Origin of the sequence: Burkholderia sp. LMU1-1-1.1 (assembly GCF_040675865.1) — a bacterium.
GTDB lineage: Bacteria > Pseudomonadota > Gammaproteobacteria > Burkholderiales > Burkholderiaceae_D > Rugamonas.
The window spans coordinates 18,712-37,982 of sequence record NZ_JBEGHG010000012.1 but is presented as its reverse complement, the minus strand read 5'-3'; the positions used below and the strand labels follow the sequence as shown (position 1 = coordinate 37,982).

Sequence of the window (19,271 nt, the reverse complement as noted above, 5' to 3'; positions counted from 1 at the left end):
AGAAGGCGTCATTGTCGGCGGGCGGGAGCGGCGCGGATTGTGCCAGGCTAGCGATTTTTTGTCTGATCCTGCCGTTCGCGCTTGCGGTAAGCCAACGGTGTGATGTCCATCGCGCGGCGCATCGCGTGCGTCAGCGCGCTCTGGTCGGCGTACCCGGCCTGCGTGGCCAATTGCGCGATCGGCAGATTGGTGGCGGCCAACTGCCGGCACACCCAGCGCAGGCGCATGTCAGTCAGCCAGGCCAGCGGCGTGGTGCGCAGCTCGTCGCGGAACACGCGGTGCAGGCTGCTCACGCTCATGCAGGCGGCCTTGGCCATCGCCTCGGCGTTCCACGGCAAGCCGGGATGGGCCTCGATCTTGTCCAGTGCGGGCAGCAGGCGCGACGCGGGACGGATCGGCTGCCGCGCCAGCGCGTCGAGCAGCAACGGCGCCCAGTTGGCCAGCGTCGCGGCGTCGGCTCCCGCATGGGCGCGCATGAGCCCGATGTAGTCGATCAGCTTGGCGGCCGGCGCGCTGATGGGCGCGTAAGGCCGCTCGATCAGGCGCGCGGCCGTGGATTCCGGCGCCATCGCCAGGTCGAAATCGAGGATCAGCGATTGATTGGACTCTGTGGAGAACTGGGTATGCACCAGGCCGGGTTCGATGAACGCGGCCTGCAAGGGATGGGCGACGCCGCCCTCGCCGCCGATATCGAGCGTCAGCTTGCCCTTGAGCGGCAGCACCAGCTGGGCGAAGCCGTGCACGCCGGCCGACGGCACGGCGCCGTAGCTGCGCAGATCGAGTGCGGTGGATGCAAGAGCGGACATGCGCCCAAGTGTACCATCGGCGGTGGGGAACCCGCGTCGTCCAAATACCGTTAAAACACGCAGGCCGGGATTCAGCGCCCGCGCCTTCTGGCGACGTAACGCGCCAGCGCCAGCGCGCCCGTGCCCACCGCGCTGACGATGACCGTCGAGGCGGCGAACAGCGCCGGCGGATTGCGCATGCCGAGCACATCGGCCGTGAACGCCAGCGCCACCGCCGCCATCAGCTGCGCCGGCAGCAGGAACCGCAATTGCCGGAACGCGACCGGGTCGCCGCGCTGCCACAGCCGCCACGCCACATACGTCACCGGCCCCCACAGCACGCCGATGAACACCAGCACCGCGATGGCGATCAGCAGCAGCCTCATGCCGGACGCTGCGCGCGCACCTTGGTCAACAACTTGGTCGTCGACCGGTCGTGCTCGAAATCGATCGCGACCGCCTGCCCGCCGTAGGCCAGCACCGCCTGTCCCTCCGGAATCGCATCCATCCGGTAGTCGCCGCCCTTGGCGTAAATCTCCGGCCGCGCCTGTTGCACCACCTCCAGCGCCGTGTCCTCGTCGAAATCGACCACCAGGCTGACCGACTCCAGCGCCGCCAGCACCGCCATGCGGTCGGCGCAGTTGTTCAGCGGCCGGTCGTCGCCCTTGCCCAGCCGCTTGACCGACGCGTCGGTATTGGCGGCCACCACCAGCGACGCCCCCAGCGCGCGCGCCTGCGCCAGGTACGTGACGTGGCCGCGGTGCAGGATGTCGAATACGCCGTTGGTCAGCACCACCGGCTTGGGCAGCGCGGCCACGCGCGCGGCCAGTTGTTCACGGGTGCAGATCTTGTCTTCAAATTGGGGCATGTGGGTCTTTTCGATGTGATTACTTGGGTTCTTCGTCCGGCGCTTCCGCTTCGATCTGCATGCTGAGTGTATCGGCGCCGGCGCGGCCTGTGTCGCCCGGCTCCTTGCGCTCGCCGCGCAGCTTGATCTGCAAGCGCAGGCCATTGGCCGAATCGGCGTTGCGGATCGCCTCTTCATAGCCGATGTAGCCCTTATTATAAAGTTCGTACAGCGCCTGGTCGAACGTGCACATGCCCAGCTCGCGCGATTTGTGCATGATCTCCTTGATCGACTGGAAATTACCCTTGAAGATCATCTCGGCGATCGTCGGCGTGTTGAGCAGGATTTCGATGGCCGCCTTGCGCCCCTGCCCGTCCTCGGTGCGCACCAGCCGCTGCGAGACGATGGCCCGCAGGTTGGACGACAAATCCATCAGCAACTGGTTGCGCCGCTCCTCGGGGAAGAAGTTGATGATGCGGTCCATGGTCTGGTTGGAGTTGTTCGCGTGCAGGGTGCCCAGGCACAGGTGGCCGGTCTCGGCGAACGCGATCGCATGTTCCATGGTCTCGGTGTCGCGGATCTCGCCGATCAGGATCACGTCCGGCGCCTGGCGCAAGGTGTTCTTCAGCGCGTTATGCCACGACAAGGTGTCGACGCCGACCTCGCGGTGCGTGACCAGGCAGCTCTTATTCTTGTGCACATACTCGACCGGGTCTTCCACCGTGATGATGTGGCCGGCCGAATTGGCGTTGCGGTAATCGATCATCGCCGCCAACGTGGTCGACTTGCCCGAACCGGTGCCACCGACCACCAGTACCAGCCCGCGCTTGGTCATGATGACGTCCTTCAACACCTCGGGCAGGTCGAGCTTTTCGAACGTCGGGATCTCGGAGGCGATGGTGCGGATCACCATCGCCACGTTCTGCTGCTGCACGAAAACATTGACGCGGAAGCGGCAGACCTCCGGCAGCGAGATGGCGAAGTTGCACTCCAGCTCGGCCTCGAACTCGCGCTTTTGCTTCTCGTTCATGATCGACAGCGCCAGCGCGCGCGTGACGCTGCCGGTCAGCTTCTGCTGGCTCAGCGGCTTCATCGCCCCCTGCGCCTTGATGCTGGGCGGGAAATCGGCGGAAATGAACAGATCCGAGCCGCCCGTATGGTGCATCACTTTCAACAGCTTGTGCAGGTAGGCTTGCGCCTCTTCCGGTCCGAATGTTGTGGACATACCGCCCTTCTTTCTCAGGTTTGCGCCGCCAAGGTGCATTATATCGACACCATTCCGCTACAATGCCCTTTGTTGGCCCACAATTATTGCATCTGTACATTGCCTGTGTTCAAATAGATTCATGACTCTGACCGAACTGAAATATATAGTAGCCGTTGCGCGAGCGAAACACTTCGGGCACGCCGCCGAAGCGTGCTATGTCGCGCAGCCGACGCTGTCGGTCGCCATCAAGAAACTCGAGGACGAGCTGGGCGTGGTGCTGTTCGAACGCGGCGGCGCCGAGATCTCGGTCACCCCGCTGGGCGCGCAAATCGTCGCCCAGGCCGAACGCGTGCTGGAACAGACCGCCGCGATCAAGGAACTGGCCAAACAGAACAAGGACCCGCTGGCCGGCCCGCTGCGCCTGGGCGTGATCTACACCATCGGCCCGTACCTGCTGCCGCCGCTGGTCAAGGGCATGATCGCCAAGGTGCCGCAGATGCCGTTGATCCTGCAGGAGAACTTCACCGTGCGCCTGCTGGAGATGCTGCGCCAGGGCGAGCTCGACGCGGCCATCATGGCGCTGCCGCTGCCCGACCACGGCATGGCGATGCAGGCGCTGTACGACGAACCGTTCGTGGTCGCCATGCCGGCCCAGCACCCGTGGACCAAGCGCAAGACCATCCCCGCCGACGACCTCAAGACCGAGAACATGCTGTTGCTCGGTAACGGACACTGTTTCCGCGACCAGGTACTGGAAGTATGTCCCGAGATGGCCCGCTTCTCGGCGCCCGGCAACGGCATGCAGCGCACCTTCGAGGGCTCGTCGCTCGAAACCATCCGCCACATGGTCGCCAGCGGCATCGGCCTGACCGTGCTGCCGCGCGCCTCGGTGCCGGACATGAACACCACCGAAGGCATGCTGCAGTTCCGCAACTTCGACGCGCCGCAGCCATCGCGCCGCGTCGTCATCGTCTGGCGCAAGAGCTTCACCCGCAAGGCCGCCATCGACGCCGTCTGCGAAGTCGTCGCCGCCTGCGACCTGCCCGGCATCACCACCCTCTGCGACGAGGAATAAGCCGGCCCGCGACCGGCGGGGAAAGATTTGCGATAATGCCAGTCTTTCCCTTCAAGCGACGCAATCAATGAACAAGCTGCAGCTGTATTTCCGCCTGGTCAGACTGGACAAACCCATCGGCACCCTGCTGCTGCTGTGGCCGACGCTATGCGCGCTGTGGCTGGCCTCCGACGGCAAGCCGGACTGGATGCTGGTGGTGATCTTCTCGCTCGGCACCCTGCTGATGCGCTCGGCCGGCTGCGCCATCAACGACTACGCCGACCAGGATATCGACAAGCACGTCAAGCGCACCGCGCAGCGCCCGATCACCAGCGGCCGCATCAGCGGCAAGGAAGCGCTGGCCATCGCCGCCGGGCTGGCCATCGTCTCGTTCTGCCTGATCCTGCCGCTCAACGCGCTGACCAAGCAGCTGTCGGTGGCGGCCGTCATCATCGCCGGCACCTATCCCTACTTCAAGCGTTTCTTCGCCATCCCGCAAGCCTACCTGGGCATCGCCTTCGGCTTCGGCATCCCGATGGCGTTCGCCGCGATCCAGGACACGGTGCCGCCGGTGGCCTGGGTGCTGTTGCTGGGCAACGTCTTCTGGGCGGTCGCCTACGACACCGAATACGCGATGGTCGACCGCGACGACGACTTAAAGATCGGCATCAAGACCTCGGCCATCACCTTCGGCCGCTACGACGTCGCCGCCGTCATGCTGTGCTACGGCGTGCATCTGGCGCTGTTGCTGGTGTGCGGCCTGCAGCTGGGGTTGGGTGTCTGGTTCGTCGCCGGCCTGGCGGTGGCCACCGGCATCGCGCTGTATCACTACACATTGATCCGCGCACGGGAGCGCGACGCGTGTTTTTACGCTTTCCGCCATAATAACTGGCTGGGCGCAGCGGTGTTCGCGGGTATTGCCGTCGATTACGCGCTGCGCTGAAACGATAGCCCCAGCGCAAAGGCGCCCCGCACTGGGCGCCTAAACCGGCTATCCCTTTCAACGAGCGACAGACAGGAGGGCATCACCATGGATCAAACTCATCAAAACGGCAACGGCATCTCCGACGGCCAGGCCGCCAGCGGCGCGGCGCGCGACAAGCTGATGGACGGTCTGAAGACCGCCATCGGCGAAGCGGAACACTACCTCAGTGATGCAGGCGAGCAAGTCAGCGGCAAGGCCTCCGAGGTCCGCGCCCGCTTCGAGGACACACTGCGCACCGCCAAGACCGACCTGCGCAAGCTCGAGGACAGCGTCATCGCCCGCAGCCACGAAGTGGCGCAAAGCGCCGACGTCTACGTGCGCGACAACCCGTGGAAAGCGGTCGGCGTGGGCGCCGCGCTCGGCGTGCTGGTCGGCATCCTGGTGTCGCGCCGATAGACGCGATGTCCGGGCGCGACCTTAATTGGCCGCGCCCAACTCGTCGCCCATCTCCTTGCCGCGCGCGGCGGCCGCCTTCACCGCCTTGACGATGGCGGCCTTGACGCCGCTCTGCTCCATGCTGGTCAGCGCGGCGTAGGTGGTGCCGCCCTTGGACGTCACCCGCTCGCGCAGCAGCGAGACCGGCTCGGTCGACTGGTTGGCCAGTTGCGCCGCCCCGGCGAAGGTCGCCAGCGCCAGCTGCGTGCCCTGCTCCGCGCTCAGGCCCATGTCCCCGGCCGCCTGCTGCATCGCCTCGATAAAGTAAAACACATAGGCCGGACCGCTGCCCGACAGCGCCGTCACCGCGTCGATCTTGGCCTCGTCGTCCAGCCACACGGTCGGGCCGACCGCGCGCAGGATATCGTCGGCGGCCTGTTTCTGCGCGGCGCTCACGCCTGCGGCGGCGACCATGCCGGTGATGCCCATGCCGATCAGCGCCGGCGTGTTGGGCATGCAGCGCACGATGGCGCCGTAGCCGCCCAGCCAGCGCGACAGGTCGGCGCTGCGGATGCCCGCCGCGACCGACACGATCAAGGTCTGCTTCGCCTGGTCCAGCAGCGGCAGCAGCTGCGCCGCCACTTCGCGCATGCTCTGCGGCTTGATCGCCAGCACGATCACGTCGGCCGCGCCCGCGGCGGCGTCGGCGGCGGTGGCCGTGGTCACGCCGTACTGCTGGTGCAGTTTTTCCAGCGACGCCGGATTCGGATCGACCACATGGATGTCCGCGCCGGCGGACAGCTTGCCGGCCAGGCCGGCGATCAACGCGGAGGCCATGTTGCCGCCGCCAATAAATGCAATCTTCATATCAAACCTTGTTGTAAGTTCGTGCTCCAAAAATGGCGCTGCCGACGCGCACGATGGTCGCGCCCTCGAAGACCGCCGCGCGCAGGTCGGCCGACATGCCCATCGACAGCGTATCGAGCGCCAGGCCGTCGGCGCGCAGCTGCTCGTACAACGTCCGCAGCCGCGCGAACGCCGCGCGCTGCTGGTCGAATTCCACGGCCGGCTCGGGGATCGCCATCAGGCCGCGCAATGTCAGATTGGGCAGCGCCGCGACCTTGTGGGCCAGCGCCGCCACCTCCTCCGGGGCGGCGCCGCTCTTGCTGGCCTCGCCGCTGATATTCACTTGCAAACAGATTTGCAGCGGCGCCATGCCGGCCGGCCGCTGCTCGGACAGGCGCTGCGCGACCTTCTCGCGCTCGACCGTATGGACCCAATCGAAATGTTCGGCGATGGGCCGCGTCTTGTTGCTCTGGATCGGCCCGATGAAGTGCCATTCAAGCCGCTCGGGCTGCGCGCTCAACGCCGCGATCTTGTCGAGCGCCTCCTGCAGATAATTCTCGCCGAAGGCCCGCTGGCCGGCTTGCACCGCCTCCAGCACGGCTTCCGGACCGAAAGTCTTGGACACGGCCAGCAAGCGCACGGCCTGCGGAGGACGGCCGGATTCCTGGGCGGCGGCAACGATAGTCGCGGTGATTGCTTGCAAGTTTTGGGGGATCGGAGACATAATCATCGAGTAAAAGACAGCGGTAAGCGTCATCACACCAACGCCAGGCAGGGATTATAAATGGACATCTCCGAACTTCTCGCATTCTCCGTCAAGAACAAGGCCTCGGATTTGCACCTGTCGGCCGGGCTGCCGCCGATGATACGGGTGCACGGCGACGTACGGCGCATCAATCTGCCGCCGCTCGAGCACAAGGAAGTGCACGGCATGATCTATGACATCATGAACGACGGCCAGCGCAAGGCCTATGAGGAGATGTTGGAGGTCGACTTCTCGTTCGCGATACCGGGGCTGGCGCGGTTCCGCGTCAACGCCTACAACCAGGAGCGCGGCGCCTCGGCGGTGCTGCGCACGATCCCGTCGAAGATCCTCAGCCTCGAAGAGCTCAACGCGCCCAAGATCTTCGCCGAGTTCGCGCTCAAGCCGCGCGGCCTGGTGCTGGTGACCGGCCCGACCGGCTCGGGCAAATCGACGACGTTGGCGGCGATGGTCAACCACCTCAACGAAAACGAATACGGCCACATCCTCACGATCGAGGACCCGATCGAGTTCGTGCACGAATCGAAGAAATGCCTGATCAACCAGCGCGAGGTCGGGCCGCACACGCTATCGTTCAACAACGCGCTGCGCTCGGCGCTGCGGGAGGACCCGGACGCCATCCTGGTGGGCGAATTGCGCGACCTGGAGACGATCCGCCTGGCGCTGTCGGCGGCCGAGACGGGGCACCTGGTGTTCGGCACCTTGCACACCTCGTCGGCGGCCAAGACGATCGACCGCATCGTCGACGTCTTCCCGGCCGACGAAAAGGAGATGGTGCGCGCGATGCTGTCGGAATCGCTGCAGGCGGTGATCTCGCAAACGCTGCTCAAGACCAAGGACGGCTCGGGGCGGGTGGCCGCGCACGAAATCATGGTCGCCACGCCGGCGATCCGCAACCTGATCCGCGAATCGAAGATCGCGCAGATGTACTCGGCGATCCAGACCGGCAGCAACGTCGGCATGCAAACGCTGGACCAGAACCTCACGGACCTGGTGCGGCGCAACGTCATCTCCGCCGCCGCCGCCCGCAGCGCCGCCAAAACCCCGGACAACTTCCCCGGCTAAAACAAGGGGGTCAAGTCTGTCATTCGGACACGAACTCTACGGCATTACGGTAGAACTCGTGTCCGAATGACAGACTTGACCCCGTCCTGAAGGAACCATCATGGAACGCGACCAGGCCTCCAAATTCATGTTCGATCTGCTGCGCTTGATGACCAGCAAAAAAGGCTCGGACCTGTTCATCACCGCCGGCTTTCCGCCCGCGATCAAGATCGACGGCAAGATGACGCCGGTGTCGTCCCAGGTGCTGACCGCCGCCCATACCGTCGACCTGGCCCGCTCCATCATGAACGATAAGCAGACCGCATCGTTCGAGCTGACCAAGGAGGCCAACTTCGCCATCAGTCCAGGCGACCTGGGCCGCTTCCGGGTGTCGGCGTTTGTGCAGATGAGTTCGGTCGGCATGGTGCTGCGGACCATCACCAGCGAGATCCCCAAGCTCGACGACCTCGGCCTGCCCGAGGTGCTCAAGGACGTCGTCATGGCCAAGCGCGGCCTGGTGATCATGGTCGGCGCCACCGGTTCCGGCAAGTCGACCACCTTGGCGGCCATGGTCAACCACCGCAACGAGCACAGTTACGGCCATATCATCACGATCGAGGACCCGGTCGAGTACGTCCACCCGCACAAGAACTGCATCATGACCCAGCGCGAGGTCGGCGTCGACACCGACGACTGGACGGTCGCGCTGAAAAACACGCTGCGCCAGGCGCCCGACGTGATCCAGATCGGCGAGATCCGCGACCGCGAAACCATGGACCACGCGATCGCCTTCGCCGAGACCGGCCACCTGTGCCTGGCCACCCTGCACGCCAACAGCGCCAACCAGGCGCTCGACCGCATCATCAACTTCTTCCCCGAGGAGCGCCGCCAGCAGCTGCTGATGGACCTGTCGCTGAACCTCAAGGGCATGATCTCGCAGCGCCTGATCCCGCGCAAGGAGGCCAAGGGCCGCGCGGTGGCGATCGAGATCATGCTCAATTCGCCGCTGATCTCGGACCTGATCTTCAAGGGCCAGGTCCACGAGATCAAGGAGCTGATGAAGAAATCGCGCGAACTGGGCATGCAGACGTTCGACCAGTCGCTGTTCGATTTGCACGAAGCGGATATCATCACGTACGAGGACGCGCTGCGCAACGCCGATTCCGTCAACGACCTGCGGCTGGCTATCAAGTTGGAAGGCAAGGCCGCCAAGAACCGCGACCTGTCGGCCGGCACCGAACACCTGGGCATCATCTAACGAGGACACATCCATGGACACCATCTTCGACATCTCCGCCGACAGCCTGACGGGCGCGCCCGTCGACCTGCGCCAGTACCAGGGCCAGGTCCTGCTGATCGTCAACACCGCCAGCAAGTGCGGCTTCACGCCGCAGTACAAGGGGCTCGAGCAGGTCTACCAGCAGTTCAAGGACAAGGGCGTGACGGTGCTCGGCTTCCCCTGCAACCAGTTCGGCGCCCAGGAGCCGGGACAGGCCGACGAAATCGGCGCGTTCTGCGAGAAAAACTACGGCGTCACCTTCCCACTGTTCGCCAAGATCGACGTCAACGGCGAGCATGCCCACCCGCTGTTCGTCAAGCTCAAGAAGGACGCCCCCGGCATCCTCGGCACCGAGGCGATCAAGTGGAATTTCACCAAGTTCCTGATCCGCAAAGACGGCACCGTCTTCAACCGCTACGCCCCCGCCACCAAGCCGGAGGAGCTGATCGCCGACATCGAAAAGCTGCTGGCCGAATAAAATCGGTTAATCGTTGTCTAGTACATCATGTAAATGCTGCAATCGTTTTCCGAAAAACGTGCTTTAGGTTAACTTTTCGGTAATAATGGCCCTTGGCCCTTTCCAATCGAATCAAGTACCTATGTCCGTGTTTGGAAAATTATTGTCGCCGTGGCTGCGAATGGGAATGTATTCCCGGTTGTTCGTACCCATTTTCATCATCATCGCCATGGTGGTGGGCGTCCGCTACACGCTGCTGTTCCAGGCGGAGACCGTCAGCGCCAACGCGCGCTATCAACAGGACGCCAGCGACATCGGCATCTATCTGCACAAGGCGCTGCTGCCGGCGCTGGCCGTGCCCGACCGCGCCGCCATCGACAGCACGCTGGCCGACGCCCTGCTGCTCAGTCCCGATCTGGCCGCCGCCCGCCTGGACTTCGCCGGCGGCCATCTGGAGGCGCTGCGCCAGCCGCCGCCACGGGCCGACGTCCCCGCGTGGTTCGCCAGGCTGCAGCCGCTGGAGCCGATCCGCCGCCACATCTACATCGGCACCGCCAGCCTGGTGCTGGAGTTCGATCCCGCCTTGCCGGTGACCACCGTGTGGACCTCCGTCTGGAAGCAGATGATCATCACCGCCCTCAACGTCACCGTGATCTACACGCTGCTGGGCATTATCATCTTCGCCAACAAGCGCATGCTCAAGCGCCTCAACGACGTCACCCGCCGCTTCCAGGCCGGCGAGCACGACGTGCGCCTGCCGGTCGGCGGCACCCTGGAGGCGCGCATGCTGGCCGTCACCTTCAACAACATGGCGCAGCGGGTGCAGGCGCTGGTCGGCAAGCTGCAGACCAGCGAGAAGAATTTGAGCGATCAACTGAAACGCACGCTGGCCGCGCAGGACCAGCTGCAGGCGCAAAAGGAACGCATCGAAGTGACGCTGGCGTCGATCGGCGACGCCGTCATCACCACCGACCTGACAGGCAGGATCGAATCCATCAACGACGTCGCCCAACGCCTCACCGGCTGGTCCGAAGCGCTCGCGCGCGGCATGGAGCTGCACCAGGTGTTCGTCCTGGCGAATAACTTCGGCCAGCACTCGCTGCTCAAAACGATGTCGGCGATCTACGACGGCGGCGAAGTGGTCAAGGTCGGCAACCAGAGCCTGCGCAACCGCGCCGGCCAGACCATCACTATCGAATACACGGCCAACGGCATCCGCGCCGCCCACGGCGAGGTGCAAGGCTCGGTGCTGGTGTTCCGCGACGTGACCGAACGCCGCCAGCTGATGCAGCAGATCTCCTGGCAAAGCAACCACGATGTCCTGACCGGGCTGCCCAACCGCGCGGCGCTCGCGGCCCGCTTCGAAAACGAGGTCACGCGCGCGCGTGAGCAGGACTACCTGCTGGCCGTGTGCCTGTTCGATCTGGACCACTTCCAGCAGGTCAACGACACGCTGGGCCACGCCATCGGCGACGAGGTGCTCAAGCAGGCCGCCAGCCGCCTGCACGACTTCGCCGGCCAGCGCCACTACGCCGCACGCCTGGGCGGCGACGAATTCGTCCTGCTGCTGCCGGAGATGCACTCGCGCGCGGCCGTGGAGGTGGCGATGGACCGGCTGATGTCGGCGCTGTCGCGCGACTACGTGGGCGACGGCCAGGCGGTGGCGATGTCGGCCAGCGTCGGCATCGCCGTCTACACCGGCAACGAGATCAGCGCCGACAGCCTGCTGCGCCACGCCGACCAGGCGCTGTACCAGGCCAAGATCATGGGCCGCAACCGTTTCCACTTCTTCGACGCTGACCTCGACGAGCAGGTGCGCACGCACCACAACCGCCGCACCGAGGTGCGCTCGGCCCTGCGCGCCGGCGAGTTGCGGCTGTACTACCAGCCCAAGCTGGACATGCGCAAAGGCCGCATCATCGGCATGGAGGCGCTGCTGCGATGGCAGCATCCCTCGCGCGGGATCGTCGGACCGATGGAATTCCTGCCCATCGTCGAACACAGCGACGTGATCGTCGACATCGGCGAGTGGGTGCTGCGCGAGGCCCTGCGCCAGTTGCAGCAATGGCGCGCCTTCGATCCGGCATGGGTCATCAGCGTCAACATCGCCGCGCGCCATTTCCAGCGCGGCGATTTCGTCGACCGGCTCACCGCGATCCTGTCCGAATTCCCGGACGTGCCGCCGCACATGCTGGAGCTGGAGATCCTGGAGTCGTCGGCGCTGAGCGACATCAACCACGTGCGCGGCATCATGCTCGATTGCCAGGCGCTGGGCATCAGCTTCGCGCTCGACGATTTCGGCACCGGCTATTCGTCGATGTCCTACCTCAAACGGTTGCCGGCGGACCTGCTGAAGATCGATCAAAGCTTCGTGCGCAACATGCTGGTCGACCGCGACGATCTGCACCTGGTCAGTGCGGTCATCGGCCTGGCCAGGTCGTTCGGCCTGGGCGTGATCGCCGAGGGCGTCGAAACGATCGAACACGGAGCGATGTTGATGCGGCTGGGCTGCGATCTGGTGCAGGGTTATGGCATCGCGCGGCCGATGCCGGCGGACGAGGTGCTGGCATGGGTCGACGGCTTCGACCTGGCGCCGACCTGGCAGGCCGCCGCCGGACTGCCGCCCATCGTCAGCCTGCACGGCCAGGAACCGGCCGGCGGCACCGCGCAAATACCGCTGTTCGTGCAATAGGCACGCGTCGGTGGCGGCTCATCGCCGCTTACGGCCCGCAAGCGCCCTATCGACCAACTCAATCCAATGCAACACCGGCGTCTGCGTCCCCGACTGCAAATGCGCCGTGCAGCCGACATTCGCCGAAACGATGGTGGTCGCCCCCGTATCGGCCAGATTGGCCAGCTTGCGGTCGCGCAGCTGCAGCGACAACTCCGGCTGCAGCAGTGAATACGTCCCGGCGGAACCACAGCACAAATGACTCTCCGCGCACAGGACCACATCGACACCGACCGCGCGCAACACGCCCTCCACCTTGCCGCGTATCTGCTGGCCATGCTGCAAGGTACAAGGCGGATGATAGGCGACGCGCTCCTTGATGACCGCCCCAAGGCGCGCCAGCCCTTCCTCGAACTCCGGCATGACTTCGCTCAGATCCCGCGTCATCATCGAAATGCGCGCCGCCTTGCCGACGTAGTCGCTGTCGTGCGCCAGCAGATGCCCGTAATCCTTGACGGTGGAGCCGCAGCCGGATGCCGTCATGACGATCGCTTCCACCGCACGACTCTCGACATACGGCCACCATGCGTCGATATTGCGGCGCATGTCGTCCAGCGCCGCCTCGTGATCGTTCAAGTGATGCCGCACCGCGCCGCAGCAGCCCGCCTTGGGGGCGACAATCAGCTGCACGCCCACCGCATCGAGCACCCGCGCGGTGGCGGCGTTGATATCGGGCGCCATGGCCGGCTGCGCGCAGCCTTCCAGCACCAGCATCTTGCGCCCATGCTCGCGCGTCGGCCAGGCGCCGGCGCGCGCCACGGCCGGGATCTTGTCCTGCATGGCGGGCGACAGCAGCGGACGGAATAGCTGCCCGGCGCGCAACGCCGCCGTGAAGACCGCCTTGCGCGGCAGGCCCTCCTTCAACACCTTGCGCTTCAGCCGCTCCATCAGCGGACGCTCGACGCGCTCCTCCACCACCTTGCGGCCGATGTCGATCAAGCGTCCGTACTGCACGCCGGACGGACAGGTGGTTTCGCAGTTGCGGCAGGTCAGGCAGCGGTCCAAGTGTGTTTGCGTCTTGGTGGTGACCGGCGCGCCTTCCAGCACCTGCTTGATCAGATAAATGCGTCCACGCGGCCCGTCCAGCTCATCGCCAAGCAGCTGATAGGTGGGACAGGTCGCGGTGCAAAATCCGCAATGGACGCAGGAGCGCAGGATGGCTTCGGCCTCTTCGCCTTCGCGGGTGTTCTTGATGAAATCGGCGAGATTGGTTTGCATGGATACCTATCAGTACATGCGGCCGGGATTGAAGATCCCCGCCGGATCGAAGGACTGCTTCAGCCGCTCGTGGATCTTCGCCACGGCGGGCGCCAGGGGATGGAACACGCCGAGCTGCTTATCCCCGCCCCGGAACAGCGTCGCATGCCCGCCCGCCGCCGCCACCGCGCTACGGATGCCGGCCGCCTGCCCGGCGTCGCAATCGTCCACCTTGAGCCAGCGCTGGGCGCCGCCCCACTCGATCAGCTGCTCGCCGCGCAGGATGATGGCGCTGGCCGCCGGTGGCACTGACAGGCGCCACAAGGCGCCGCCGCTGAAATGGTCGTGCGACTGGTCGCGCAACGATGTCCAGAACGCGACGCCGTCATCCAACGCCTCGCCGCCCAGCCTTTGCCGCGCCGCGATCACCGCCGCTTCGGCCCCGGACAAGCGCAGCGTCAGCACGCCCCGATGCCAGCAGCTTGCCGATATCGGCAGCGGCTGGCCCGCCCACTCGTTCAACCGGGTCAACGCGTCGATCTCGCTCATGTCGAACCGCAGGCTGGTCTCACCCACCGGCACCGGCAGCACCTTGAGCGACACTTCCAATATCAGGCCCAAGGTGCCGAGCGAGCCCGCCAGCAGGCGCGAGACGTCGTAGCCGGCAACGTTCTTCATCACCTGGCCGCCGAAACGCAGCCCCTCGCCGCGTCCATCCATCAGCACCGCCCCCAGCACGAAGTCGCGCACGGCACCGGCGCTGGCGCGGCGCGGCCCGGACAAGGCGCTAGCGACCACGCCGCCTATCGTCGATTCGGCGCCGAAGCGCGGCGGCTCGAAAGCCAGCATTTGATTGTGCCGCGCCAGCAGCGCCTCGATCTCGGCGAGCGGCGTGCCGCAGCGCGCGGTGATCACCAGTTCTGTCGGCTCGTACGACACGATGCCCGAGTAGGCGCGCGTGTCGAGCACTTCGCCGTCGAACTCCTGCCCGTACCAGTCCTTGGTGCCGCCGCCGCGCAAGCGCAGCGGCTTGCCGGCGGCCGTGGCGGCGCGAATACGGGCGCCGAACTGCGCCGCGATGTCGGTCGATGAATCCGTCAATGGTTCAGTCATGTGGCTCCGTTCAGAAACGCGGCAGATGGGCGAACGGCAGCGCGCCGCCGCTGACGCGCATCTTGCCGAATTCGGCGCAGCGGTTCAGGGTCGGTATAGCCTTGTCCGGATTGAGCAGGCCGGCCGGGTCGAACGCGCGCTTGACCGAGAAGAACGCCGCCAGCTCGGATGGCGCGAACTGCACGCACATTGAATCGATCTTCTCGATGCCCACGCCATGCTCGCCGGTGATGGTACCGCCCACAGCCACGCACAACGCCAGGATCTCGGCGCCGAACGCTTCGGCGCGTTCGAATTCGTCGGGGATGTTCGCGTTGAACAGGATCAGTGGATGCAGGTTGCCGTCGCCGGCATGGAAGACATTGGCGCAGCGCAGGCCGTACCTGGTTTCCATCTGTGCGATGCCTGTCAGGACCTCGCCCAGGCGCTTGCGGGGAATCGTGCCGTCCATGCAGTAGTAGTCCGGCGAGATGCGGCCGGCGGCCGGAAAGGCGTTCTTGCGGCCGGACCAGAACTTCAGGCGTTCCGCCTCCGACTGCGACACCGCGATCGCGCTGGCGCCGGCCGTTTGCAGCACGGCCGACATGCGGGCGATCTCCTCCTCCACTTCCTCGGCGGTGCCATCGGCCTCGCACAGCAGAATCGCGGCGGCGTCGGTGTCGTAGCCCGCCCGGACGAACGGCTCGACCATGCGTGACGAGGTTTGATCCATCATCTCCAGTCCGGCCGGGATGATGCCCGCCGCGATCAGCGCGGCTACCGCCTCGCAGCCGGCCACCACCTGATCGAACGACGCCATGATCACGCGCGCCGTCGCCGGCTTGGGCACCAGCTTGACCGTCACCTCGGTCACGATGCCGAGCATGCCCTCCGAGCCGATGAAGACAGACAGCAGATCGAGTCCCGGCGCGTCGAGCGCCTCGCCGCCCAGTTCCACGACGTCGCCGTCGATGGTCACCATGCGCACGCGCAGCACATTGTGTACCGTGAGGCCGTACTTCAGACAATGCACGCCACCCGAGTTCTCCGCCACATTGCCGCCGATGGTGCAGGCGATCTGCGACGACGGGTCGGGCGCGTAGTACAAGCGGTGCTGCGCGGCCGCCTCGGAGATGGCCAGGTTGCGCACACCCGGATGGACCACCGCCGTGCGCGAATACGCGTCCATGCGCACGATGCGGTTCAGGCGCGCGGTCGACAGCACGACGCCATCGGCGATCGGCATCGCGCCACCGGACAGCCCGGTGCCGGCGCCGCGCGGCACGATCGGCACGTTCAACTCGCGGCATACGCCCAGCACGGCGACGATCTGCGCCTCGCTGTCGGGCAGCACGACGATCATCGGCAACTGGCGGTAGGCGGCCAGGCCGTCGCATTCGTAGGGCCGGGTATCCTCCGGCGCGGACAAGATGGCGCTCGACGGCAGCACATGCCGCAGCGCAGCAGCGACTTGGTCGCGGCGGGCGGCGATGTCGGCCAGAAGACCGGGATCGGGAATGGCAGTGTTCATGGGACCGGCGCCTGAAAACACGAGTAAGCCTCGATTGTAAGCACAAACGTCCGGCCAGGCGATATCTTTGGCTGGTGCGCGGCGTATAATCTGCCGGCCTTCGCTATATCAACGCATTGGAATCGTATGGAATACAATTTTGAGAAAGAGTGGCTGCTGGCACTGGAGCGGCGTTTCAACATGCAGGCGACGGAAATCGCCCATATCACGCTGAGCGGTCGTCCGCGCATGCTGATCTTCTATTTCGCCGACTTTCCGGCGGCGGGCATGCTGACGGCCGTCACCGCCGGCCTGTCCAATGCCAGCTACCCGGATTGGGTGCACGGCAAGCCGGAGCTGAGCTTCACGCTGAAGACCACCGATCGAGGCTGGGGCAAGGGTGCCGCCTATCTCGCGCAGGAGTTCTTCGGCAAGCGCTCGTTCGCCTACCAGTCGTCGTTCGCCCTGCATATGCCCATGTCGGGCGACAGCGCGATGAACGCCTGCTTCGTCTACCGCCCCCAGTTCATGGACAAGGACCAGGTCAAGTTCGAGCTGCAAGACCGCACCATCTACCTGGCCGGCCTGTTCCCGATGTATGACGAGGAAATCGCCATGTACGAGGCCAAGGGCACCGAGGCTTTCTGGAACACGCCCGGCTTCCATCCCTACGACCCGACGCGCGCCAGCATCGCCGGTAAATAATCGACACCAGGAGCCACATATGGGCAACCGACTCTCAAAAATCGCCACCCGCACCGGCGACGGCGGCACCACCGGCCTTGGCGACGGCACCCGCACCGACAAGGACAGCGTGCGCATCCACTCCATCGGCGAAGTCGACGAACTGAACTCGCACATCGGATTGCTGCTGTGCGAGGACATGCCGGCCGATCTGCGCGAGGAGCTGGTGACGATCCAGCACGACCTGTTCGATCTGGGCGGCGAGTTGTGCATCCCCGGCTACCAGATGATCACCGAGGCCCACGTCGAGCGGCTCGACGCGTTGCTGGCCAAGTACAACGCCACCTTGCCGGCGCTGACGGAATTCATCCTGCCGGCCGGTTCGCGCGCGGCGTCGCAGGCGCACGTGTGCCGCACGGTGTGCCGCCGCGCCGAACGGGCCATCGTCACCTTGGGCAAAACCGAAACCATCCACGAACATCCGCGTCAGTACGTGAACCGCTTGTCGGACCTGATGTTTGTGCTGTCTCGGGTGCTGAACCGCTTCGGCGGCGGTAGCGACGTGTTGTGGCAGCATGAACGCCGCGGCAAATCCGCAAATCCAGACGGGGTCTGATCCGGCCGGGTCAGCCCCCGTAGTAGCGACGCGCGCATGCCCTTCAGGGATGCGGGGTTGGAGGCTGGAACAACAAAGCCATCCCCTTCGCCATGCTGATGCGCGAGGCCGCCGCCGGATAGGCGTTGGACACGAGCGCAGATCGTTCTTCGGTCTGCAGCTTGCGGTAGAAGCTGACCATCTCCGCCGCCGGCCACCCGGCGCGATGCGCCAGCACCATTCCCAGTTGGTCCGCCTCCGACTCCTGCAAGCTCGATAATTTTGATAGACGTATCTGCAGCGACAGGTCGCTATCCAACCGCTCCATCACGACGTCGACCGGCGCGCGCAACGGGCGGTTCAAGGACAAAGCCTCGGACAGCGTCTCCCGATGATGCTCCGCCACGGCATGCGCCACCTCATGGGCGAGCAAGGTGGCCAGTTCGCCGTCGCTGAGCGCCAGTTTGTGGACAAACGCGCCTCCCACCAGAATTTTTCCGCCCGCCATGCAGAGGGCGTCCACCTCCGGATCGCTGGTGGTGTGGACCTCCCACTGCCATTCGGCCGCTTCCGGCTTCATCGCCACGGCGGCCTTGATCAATCCTTCGCTGATGACACGCAGCCGCGCCAGCAGCGCGCGGTCCTCGTCAAGCTTGCCGGCGGCGGCCAGATCGACCATGCGGTCGATGTATTTGTCCTCCATGCGGGCGCCAACTTCGTCGGCGCTGAAGCTCAGTTCCTGCGCGCGCCCGGACTCGGGCACCTGGGCGCGGGCGCAGGCATACATCAGACTCAAGGCCATCAGGCCAACGGCGACCACTTTCATCCTGCCTCCCGGGAGCATTCTGATATAAACGATTTATATCAATATATGCCATGCGCGGTCGAAGGCAAGCGGGATAGATCAAATCTGTTGCGTATTCGTGTATCCCGGCAGCCGCGCGATTTGCCGCGCCAGATGATCGAGCAGCAATCGCGCGCGCAGCGGCTGGTAGCGGCGCGACGGCGACAGCAGGTGCAGCGCCTGCGGCTGGCCCTCCCACTCCGGCAGCACGCGCACCAGTGCACCGCTGTCGAGCAAATCCCGCACCAGCCATAACGGACACAATCCAATCCCACCGCCGGCCGCGAGGCTTTCGCGGATCGCCAACGCATGGTTGACGCGGTAGCGGCCGCGCGTGACCACGCTTTCAATCTTGTCGCCACTATGGAGCGTTAGCATATCGCCATCGGCCAGCCAGGCGAAGCGGATGTAGTCGAAGTTCGCCAGCTCCACCGGATGGAGCGGTTGGCCGCGCAGGCGCAGATATGACGGCGCCGCCACCAGGTGTCTGGGAGACATGCCAGCCAGCCGCGCCACCGCATCCGGCGGCAGTTCACGGCCCTGCCGCAACGCGATATCGACGCCCTCCTTGACCAGATCGACCATGCGGTCGTCGAGTATCAGTTCGATGTCGACCTGCGGATATTGTTCGAGGAAGGACGCCAGCATGGCGTTAAGCCGGAACTGGCCAAAGGCAGCCGGCGCGTTGACTCGTATCAGTCCCGCCGGCGTGTCGGTCTGGCCGCGCGCTTCGGCCACGGCCTCCTGGTATTCCGCCAGCACACCAAGCGCGCGCTGATAGAAGCGGCTTCCCTGCGGCGTCGGTTGCAGGCTGGTGGTGCTGCGCTCAAGCAGACGCACGCCCAGTTCGCGCTCCAGCCCCGCCATCAGTTTGCTGACGGTGGGCTGGGTGATGCGCTCCTCGCGCGCGACGGCAGAGAGGCTGCCCAATTCGATGGCGCGCACGAAGCAGCGCAATGATCTGATGGTATCCATG

The 19,271-nt window shown here is 65.3% G+C and carries 20 protein-coding genes; 9 read left to right on the top strand and 11 right to left on the bottom strand.

From position 1 onward, the window contains the following. Window positions 1-47 precede the first annotated feature (47 nt). The 4 genes from MRBLMU1_RS11985 to MRBLMU1_RS11970 all read right to left on the bottom strand — a co-directional run bounded on the left by MRBLMU1_RS11985 (window position 48) and on the right by MRBLMU1_RS11970 (window position 2,857). Window positions 48-806 (bottom strand): AraC family transcriptional regulator, encoded by a 759-nt coding sequence (locus tag MRBLMU1_RS11985; protein ID WP_363501478.1) that lies wholly within the window; start codon window positions 804-806, stop codon window positions 48-50. Window positions 807-877: 71 nt separating this feature from the next. Beyond that, window positions 878-1,171: a hypothetical protein gene (locus MRBLMU1_RS11980; protein WP_363501475.1), complete on the bottom strand. Its 294-nt coding sequence runs from the start codon at window positions 1,169-1,171 to the stop codon at window positions 878-880. Continuing rightward, window positions 1,168-1,653, bottom strand: a complete 486-nt coding sequence (rfaE2, locus tag MRBLMU1_RS11975) for a D-glycero-beta-D-manno-heptose 1-phosphate adenylyltransferase (protein ID WP_363501472.1) — start codon at window positions 1,651-1,653, stop codon at window positions 1,168-1,170. The genes MRBLMU1_RS11980 and rfaE2 overlap by 4 nt, the downstream gene beginning before the upstream one ends. Window positions 1,654-1,672: 19 nt before the next feature. Beyond that, window positions 1,673-2,857: a PilT/PilU family type 4a pilus ATPase gene (locus MRBLMU1_RS11970; RefSeq protein ID WP_363501469.1), complete on the bottom strand. Its 1,185-nt coding sequence runs from the start codon at window positions 2,855-2,857 to the stop codon at window positions 1,673-1,675. A 121-nt stretch (window positions 2,858-2,978) separates the two neighbouring features. Here MRBLMU1_RS11970 and MRBLMU1_RS11965 point away from each other — a divergent pair, with 121 nt between their 5' ends. The 3 genes from MRBLMU1_RS11965 (at window position 2,979) to MRBLMU1_RS11955 (ending at window position 5,274) form a co-directional block, all read left to right on the top strand. Further along, window positions 2,979-3,914: a hydrogen peroxide-inducible genes activator gene (locus MRBLMU1_RS11965; protein WP_363501466.1), complete on the top strand. Its 936-nt coding sequence runs from the start codon at window positions 2,979-2,981 to the stop codon at window positions 3,912-3,914. Between the two features lie 67 nt (window positions 3,915-3,981). After that, a complete protein-coding gene (gene ubiA / locus MRBLMU1_RS11960; RefSeq protein WP_363501463.1) occupies window positions 3,982-4,836 on the top strand; it encodes a 4-hydroxybenzoate octaprenyltransferase in 855 nt (284 codons plus the stop codon). Window positions 4,837-4,923: 87 nt separating this feature from the next. Beyond that, window positions 4,924-5,274 carry a DUF883 family protein gene (locus MRBLMU1_RS11955; RefSeq protein WP_363501460.1) on the top strand — a complete coding sequence of 117 codons (351 nt, stop codon included), beginning with the start codon at window positions 4,924-4,926 and terminating at the stop codon, window positions 5,272-5,274. A 21-nt stretch (window positions 5,275-5,295) separates the two neighbouring features. Here the strand turns inward: MRBLMU1_RS11955 and proC are convergent, their stop codons facing one another. Further along, the gene (gene proC / locus MRBLMU1_RS11950; RefSeq protein WP_363501457.1) at window positions 5,296-6,120 is read right to left on the bottom strand and encodes a pyrroline-5-carboxylate reductase; all 825 of its coding nucleotides are present in this window, start codon (window positions 6,118-6,120) and stop codon (window positions 5,296-5,298) included. Window position 6,121: 1 nt separating this feature from the next. Beyond that, entirely contained in the window at window positions 6,122-6,823 is a 702-nt protein-coding gene (locus MRBLMU1_RS11945; protein WP_363501454.1) for a YggS family pyridoxal phosphate-dependent enzyme, read from the bottom strand. 60 nt (window positions 6,824-6,883) lie between these two features. Between MRBLMU1_RS11945 and MRBLMU1_RS11940 the strand changes: the two genes are divergently transcribed. The 4 genes from MRBLMU1_RS11940 to MRBLMU1_RS11925 all read left to right on the top strand — a co-directional run bounded on the left by MRBLMU1_RS11940 (window position 6,884) and on the right by MRBLMU1_RS11925 (window position 12,334). After that, a complete protein-coding gene (locus MRBLMU1_RS11940) occupies window positions 6,884-7,927 on the top strand; it encodes a type IV pilus twitching motility protein PilT (RefSeq protein WP_363501451.1) in 1,044 nt (347 codons plus the stop codon). A gap of 100 nt (window positions 7,928-8,027) precedes the next feature. Then, window positions 8,028-9,164: a PilT/PilU family type 4a pilus ATPase gene (locus MRBLMU1_RS11935; RefSeq protein ID WP_363501448.1), complete on the top strand. Its 1,137-nt coding sequence runs from the start codon at window positions 8,028-8,030 to the stop codon at window positions 9,162-9,164. A 13-nt stretch (window positions 9,165-9,177) separates the two neighbouring features. After that, window positions 9,178-9,663 (top strand): glutathione peroxidase, encoded by a 486-nt coding sequence (locus tag MRBLMU1_RS11930; RefSeq protein ID WP_363501446.1) that lies wholly within the window; start codon window positions 9,178-9,180, stop codon window positions 9,661-9,663. A gap of 178 nt (window positions 9,664-9,841) precedes the next feature. Next, entirely contained in the window at window positions 9,842-12,334 is a 2,493-nt protein-coding gene (locus tag MRBLMU1_RS11925) for a putative bifunctional diguanylate cyclase/phosphodiesterase (RefSeq protein ID WP_363501444.1), read from the top strand. 18 nt (window positions 12,335-12,352) lie between these two features. On the opposite strand, the gene glcF is transcribed toward MRBLMU1_RS11925, so the two are convergent. From glcF to MRBLMU1_RS11910, 3 genes are read right to left on the bottom strand one after another with little or no spacing between them, the layout of a single operon-like run. Beyond that, a complete protein-coding gene (glcF, locus tag MRBLMU1_RS11920) occupies window positions 12,353-13,591 on the bottom strand; it encodes a glycolate oxidase subunit GlcF (RefSeq protein ID WP_363501441.1) in 1,239 nt (412 codons plus the stop codon). Between the two features lie 9 nt (window positions 13,592-13,600). Then, window positions 13,601-14,683 (bottom strand): glycolate oxidase subunit GlcE, encoded by a 1,083-nt coding sequence (gene glcE, locus MRBLMU1_RS11915; protein ID WP_363501438.1) that lies wholly within the window; start codon window positions 14,681-14,683, stop codon window positions 13,601-13,603. Between the two features lie 10 nt (window positions 14,684-14,693). Then, entirely contained in the window at window positions 14,694-16,193 is a 1,500-nt protein-coding gene (locus MRBLMU1_RS11910) for an FAD-linked oxidase C-terminal domain-containing protein (RefSeq protein ID WP_363501435.1), read from the bottom strand. A gap of 126 nt (window positions 16,194-16,319) precedes the next feature. Between MRBLMU1_RS11910 and MRBLMU1_RS11905 the strand changes: the two genes are divergently transcribed. Further along, a complete protein-coding gene (locus tag MRBLMU1_RS11905; RefSeq protein WP_363501432.1) occupies window positions 16,320-16,877 on the top strand; it encodes a suppressor of fused domain protein in 558 nt (185 codons plus the stop codon). Window positions 16,878-16,896: 19 nt separating this feature from the next. Then, window positions 16,897-17,472, top strand: coding sequence for a cob(I)yrinic acid a,c-diamide adenosyltransferase (locus MRBLMU1_RS11900; protein WP_363501429.1), 576 nt, complete (start codon window positions 16,897-16,899; stop codon window positions 17,470-17,472). A 43-nt stretch (window positions 17,473-17,515) separates the two neighbouring features. Here the strand turns inward: MRBLMU1_RS11900 and MRBLMU1_RS11895 are convergent, their stop codons facing one another. Together MRBLMU1_RS11895 and MRBLMU1_RS11890 are read right to left on the bottom strand one after the other, a co-directional pair. Continuing rightward, window positions 17,516-18,277, bottom strand: a complete 762-nt coding sequence (locus MRBLMU1_RS11895) for a M48 family metalloprotease (protein WP_363501426.1) — start codon at window positions 18,275-18,277, stop codon at window positions 17,516-17,518. A 78-nt stretch (window positions 18,278-18,355) separates the two neighbouring features. Further along, window positions 18,356-19,270, bottom strand: coding sequence for a LysR family transcriptional regulator (locus MRBLMU1_RS11890; protein ID WP_363501423.1), 915 nt, complete (start codon window positions 19,268-19,270; stop codon window positions 18,356-18,358). Window position 19,271: the final 1 nt, after the last annotated feature.

Excerpts from the sequence above, each read along its gene's own strand:
- MRBLMU1_RS11985 (WP_363501478.1), bottom strand. The coding sequence starts at position 806 with ATGTCCGCTCTTGCATCCACCGCACTCGATCTGCGCAGCTACGGCGCC.
- MRBLMU1_RS11980 (WP_363501475.1), bottom strand. The coding sequence starts at position 1,171 with ATGAGGCTGCTGCTGATCGCCATCGCGGTGCTGGTGTTCATCGGCGTG.
- rfaE2 (WP_363501472.1), bottom strand. The coding sequence starts at position 1,653 with ATGCCCCAATTTGAAGACAAGATCTGCACCCGTGAACAACTGGCCGCG.
- MRBLMU1_RS11970 (WP_363501469.1), bottom strand. The coding sequence starts at position 2,857 with ATGTCCACAACATTCGGACCGGAAGAGGCGCAAGCCTACCTGCACAAG.
- MRBLMU1_RS11965 (WP_363501466.1), top strand. The coding sequence starts at position 2,979 with ATGACTCTGACCGAACTGAAATATATAGTAGCCGTTGCGCGAGCGAAA.
- ubiA (WP_363501463.1), top strand. The coding sequence starts at position 3,982 with ATGAACAAGCTGCAGCTGTATTTCCGCCTGGTCAGACTGGACAAACCC.
- MRBLMU1_RS11955 (WP_363501460.1), top strand. The coding sequence starts at position 4,924 with ATGGATCAAACTCATCAAAACGGCAACGGCATCTCCGACGGCCAGGCC.
- proC (WP_363501457.1), bottom strand. The coding sequence starts at position 6,120 with ATGAAGATTGCATTTATTGGCGGCGGCAACATGGCCTCCGCGTTGATC.
- MRBLMU1_RS11945 (WP_363501454.1), bottom strand. The coding sequence starts at position 6,823 with ATGTCTCCGATCCCCCAAAACTTGCAAGCAATCACCGCGACTATCGTT.
- MRBLMU1_RS11940 (WP_363501451.1), top strand. The coding sequence starts at position 6,884 with ATGGACATCTCCGAACTTCTCGCATTCTCCGTCAAGAACAAGGCCTCG.
- MRBLMU1_RS11935 (WP_363501448.1), top strand. The coding sequence starts at position 8,028 with ATGGAACGCGACCAGGCCTCCAAATTCATGTTCGATCTGCTGCGCTTG.
- MRBLMU1_RS11930 (WP_363501446.1), top strand. The coding sequence starts at position 9,178 with ATGGACACCATCTTCGACATCTCCGCCGACAGCCTGACGGGCGCGCCC.
- glcF (WP_363501441.1), bottom strand. The coding sequence starts at position 13,591 with ATGCAAACCAATCTCGCCGATTTCATCAAGAACACCCGCGAAGGCGAA.
- glcE (WP_363501438.1), bottom strand. The coding sequence starts at position 14,683 with ATGACTGAACCATTGACGGATTCATCGACCGACATCGCGGCGCAGTTC.
- MRBLMU1_RS11910 (WP_363501435.1), bottom strand. The coding sequence starts at position 16,193 with ATGAACACTGCCATTCCCGATCCCGGTCTTCTGGCCGACATCGCCGCC.
- MRBLMU1_RS11905 (WP_363501432.1), top strand. The coding sequence starts at position 16,320 with ATGGAATACAATTTTGAGAAAGAGTGGCTGCTGGCACTGGAGCGGCGT.
- MRBLMU1_RS11900 (WP_363501429.1), top strand. The coding sequence starts at position 16,897 with ATGGGCAACCGACTCTCAAAAATCGCCACCCGCACCGGCGACGGCGGC.
- MRBLMU1_RS11895 (WP_363501426.1), bottom strand. The coding sequence starts at position 18,277 with ATGAAAGTGGTCGCCGTTGGCCTGATGGCCTTGAGTCTGATGTATGCC.
- MRBLMU1_RS11890 (WP_363501423.1), bottom strand. The coding sequence starts at position 19,270 with ATGGATACCATCAGATCATTGCGCTGCTTCGTGCGCGCCATCGAATTG.